The organism is Corynebacterium sp. HMSC070H05 (assembly GCF_001837615.1).
GTDB classification, from domain to species: Bacteria; Actinomycetota; Actinomycetes; order Mycobacteriales; family Mycobacteriaceae; genus Corynebacterium; species Corynebacterium coyleae.
In genome coordinates this window covers 1-4,162 of record NZ_KV833328.1, presented here as the reverse complement: position 1 = coordinate 4,162, position 4,162 = coordinate 1, and the positions used below count along the sequence as shown (strand labels likewise).

At 57.3% G+C, this 4,162-nt stretch carries 2 protein-coding genes; both read left to right on the top strand.

Going from position 1 to position 4,162, the window contains the following annotated elements; translation table 11 throughout:
- Positions 1 to 153 precede the first annotated feature (153 nt).
- Positions 154 to 1,215, top strand: a complete 1,062-nt coding sequence (locus tag HMPREF2617_RS06115) for a hypothetical protein (protein ID WP_141763019.1) — start codon at positions 154 to 156, stop codon at positions 1,213 to 1,215.
- A 505-nt stretch (positions 1,216 to 1,720) separates the two neighbouring features.
- Positions 1,721 to 4,162: putative Ig domain-containing protein (locus tag HMPREF2617_RS06110; protein ID WP_210400827.1), on the top strand; the 2,442-nt coding region annotated here is incomplete at its 3' end.

Sequence of the window (4,162 nt, the reverse complement as noted above, 5' to 3'; positions counted from 1 at the left end):
ACTGAAGGGTTCTTCCGGCAAGACCTACGCTGGTTCCTCCAAGGAGGAGAAGCCGACTACTCCGGCAAAGCCGACGAGGTAGTTAAGTCTTGAGTCTCTCGTAGGCTGAAGATAAGCGCTAACGATCGCCCCGCTCACCAATCGGTGGGCGGGGTGATTAGCTTTAGCAATCGGGTTTTTCTGTGGTGGGGCGCGATTACCGCAACACCACGGGCCTGGGTCTGCTGGCTTGGCCATGCCGGCATTTCCGCCGAGGAGACGAAGGCGGACGGCCACGCGCTGAACTCGGGCAAGAACTTCTACGACAAGTGCCCGGAGGGCCTGAAGGATCAGTTCTGTTTCGTCGGCCAATCCACCATCCCCGCGGACTGGAAGAATCTGGTGCTGCGTTCCAACTACATCGGCAAGGCTGACGGCATCATTGGCGTCACGCACGAGCACGATCAGTTGGCGGAGGAGGACCTGACTGTCTACGAGCTCGCGGTGCTCGCCGCTGCCGATAACAATCTCAAAGCAGGGGCATTGCTTATCGACGACGCCCACAACGGCATCGTTCTCCACCACCCCAACAACGCCTTGAACGTCCGCGTGGAAAACAAGGGCATCGACGCCCACACCTTCACCGTGGAAGCCCGTTGGGGCAACGGCAAGTCCGCACGCAAGGACATTGCGCTGGCTGGCATCGCGGATAAGGACAACTACGCCGGCGACCTCGCCATCCCGATGCAGGACCTCGCCGGGGTGAAGGGCCCGAACACGCCTGTCGAGCTGTCGGTGAAGAACCAGAACGGCGAGACCGTGTTCGATGAGACCTTCCGTGTCCCCGTCCTCGACCTGACCAAGCAGGAAGCCGAAAAGGTACTCAAGGACCTCCCGTCCGCGAAGGTGAACAAGGAGGAGCAGAAGAAGGTCGAGCAGGTGCTGCGCCCGGTCGTGCAGCCGCCGGCCCCGACCACCTCGGCGCCGTCGCCTGCGCCTACCCCGAAGGAGACCGTCACCGTGACGCCGACGCCGAAGCCGGCGCCCGCCCCGGTGACCCAGACCCGCGGTCCGGTGGAGACCGCGAACCCTTCGGATTCGGCAGGGGAGCCGTCTGATGGCTCCTCCGCGAACGGCGGCGCGATCGCCGGCGCTGCCTTGGTAATCCTCGGCGCCCTCACCGCCCTGTTCGGCTGGTGGTTCAAGAACGGCGAGCAGTTCAAGTTGCCGTTCTAGGCTCACGGTGCCGGGGCCCGGTTGCCTCGTAGGTTCGACGCCTGTGGTGGATTCTTCCCATCACAGGCGTTTTTACGTTTCCGTAGTCTTTACACATGACTATTAAAACGTCACTCATTGCCCCCGTTAGGGGGTGATGGTGAAAGGCTCAGATTTTCCTAAGCTGGCAACTGGCTAAAGGTGCTCGATATTGCTCAGATCTGTAGACAACTACAGAAACTGCTGGAAGTGTGCTTGCATGGCCCGCCTGCCCCATAATCTCGGCCTTCTTAGCCGTGTCACAGGTAGTGATTTACGAGCGTACAACAGTACTGGCCAGCGCTTTTAGTGGCGAGTGTCAATAATTTTCCTCAGGATATGAACAGCTGTTTGGAGGCTTGGGGGACCTTTGCCGCCTCCTGTCACGTTCTCTACGGTGGTGTTCGTAGGCCCTGTTTGCAGGTGTGTTTTGTTTGCTCGTCAGGGTCATGAACCTATGACGCTCAGACTTTTTGGAGGGAATTTAATGAAAAAAAGTCACATTGGTCGCCGTCGCGGTACGTCCGTAGCAGCGGCTGCTCTGTCATTTGCACTTGTTGCGCCGTTGGCACAGCCGGTTGCGTTTGCCCAAGATGAACCGGCTGCGGTTGCGGGTGCGGACGCTCAAGCTGGTGATGCTGCCAAAGATAAGCAGGTTTCGAACGCCATCTTCTCCAAGACGGGCTGGCGTAACTACTTTGGCTACCACGGCTACGCCTACATCAATAAGGGCGGTCGTGCTGATGACCTGCAGAAGAGTAATGAACCGCTCATTGGCAACGTTATCTACCTGCAGTACGTCAATGGTAAGAACGAAGTTTCCCCGGTGTTCTACACGACGACGGACTCTGAGGGTCGCTTCTCCTTCGATCTGTCGAAGAGCTTCCTGAGCCGTGTTAGTGCTCCGGAGTTTAGGCTCAACGGCATCGAGGGCGGCAAGACCCGTGTCCGCGTCTGGGGTGAAAACCCGGACGAGGATAAGTACTCCGTAGTCATGGCGGGTGACATGAAGTCTGGTCGTTACACCACTCGTCTTGATCGTGTGCAGGAGTCCTGGAACTTTACGGCCGGTTCGGCTGGTTCCCGCATTACCAACGGTCGTTTTGTGCTGGAGGAGAAGCCAAACCACGTTGGTTGGCTGGCCAAACCGGAAGATCAGTGGACGCGTGCGCTCGACGGCGAGACCGGCAAACCGACCGTAGATGGTCAGTTCCCGGACTACGGCCGTCATGGTGCGATCGATGGCGGTACGCGTATTTGGTGGGAGTCTGGCGAAGACGCTGGCTCGCTGCCAAGTCAGTACGCCTACGACGTCAATCAGGGTGACCGTGCCGCTGGTGGTGTAGAGATTGTTGCGTCTTACCTTAATGATGAGGTCGCGCGTCAGATTGATGCGTGGAAGGACGCTAACCCGGGCTACACAGTTGAACAGGAACGTGAGAACCAAAAACGTATCATTGATGCGTACCAGGGTGAGCACGGTGTAGGTTCCCACATTGCTGAGACGGTCGTAGCGCCGTCGAAGGCGGATGGTACGTTCTTCCTGCCGTTTAAGGGCACGTATGGTCAGTCGCGTACTCGGGAAAACCAGCCTGCGCAGATTTCCAACAAGCTTGAAGAAGGCGACTTCGGTACCGTTGCTAAGGATTTTATGCCTGACAATGGTGCTTCCCGCTACGCTGCGTTTTCTGATGGTTTGATTAACCAGACGAAGAAGCGCCACGTCAACACCGATTACATGTACATCTACCCTCGTATCGAGGGTCGCGATGTGAAGCTCTCGTCGTTCCCAGTGAACATGTTCCAGAACATCAAGGACTTGGGCAGCTCGGGCACGAGTAACAACATGGGCGGTATTCGCTTCCCGCTGATGTCTGCGCAGCCCATCTTTGATATTCCGGAGTACAACTCGTACGACAATAAGGGTCGTGCGGGCTCCAAGGTGACCACCAAGACTGCTGGTCTAATGCCGAATGCTGATTATGCAATCCGCTGGTACGCCACGACTGAGGATGGCACTCAGGAAGAGCTTGAGGATGCGATGTGCATCGTCAAGAGTGACGACAAGGGTGCGTTGCCGTCCTGTGATTTCCAGGCTCCTGAAGATCTGAAGGAGACCACGGTTTACACCGCTGCTGTAGTCAGCGTTGATCCGGTGTCGAAGAAGCCTTCTGACCGATGGGAGATTGCAGACTCCTTTACTGCGGTTGTGCCTGAGCAGTTGCCGCTGGGCTCCACGGGTGAAGAGTACCCAGACAACGACGTAACGCCGTTGTTCAAGGAGAAGCTGGATGAGGGGGCTAAGCCGACCTACTCTGCCGATAATCTGCCTGATGGCCTCGAAATTGACCCCGAAACCGGCAAGATCACCGGCACCCCAACCAAGCCTGGGACCACCGAAGTGACCGTAACCCGTGAGGTTGAGGTCGAGGTTGAAAAGTATGTTCCTGTGCTTGATGAGCAGGGTGACCCGGTGTACGAGAACCCGGACGAGGAAGATCCGGAAAAGCGTGTCGAAAAGACCGAACCGAAGAAGGTTACTGAGAAGCAGTACGAGCGCGTAATCACCAAGATCACGGTGACGGACACCAAGCTGGCCGACGGTTTCGTCGGCGAGCCGTACGAGCAGGAAGTCAAGCCGGAAGGTTTTGACAAGCTGCCGCAAGGCTTCGAGCTGAAGAAGGACTCCATCAAGGTTGAGGGTCTTCCGGCCGGTTTGGAGTACAAGGACGGCAAGATCACTGGTACGCCGACCGAGAAGGTTGAGGCTTCTGAAGAGAAGCCGAATGTGACCGTGACTTACACCTTGGTTGATCAGGACGGCAACGAGACCGAACACACCGACATGGTCCCGCTGTCTGTTGGAGTTAAGACCACGGTTGATTCCTCTGGTGTGAAGCCGGTTGATCCGACCGATCAGGAGCAGGAC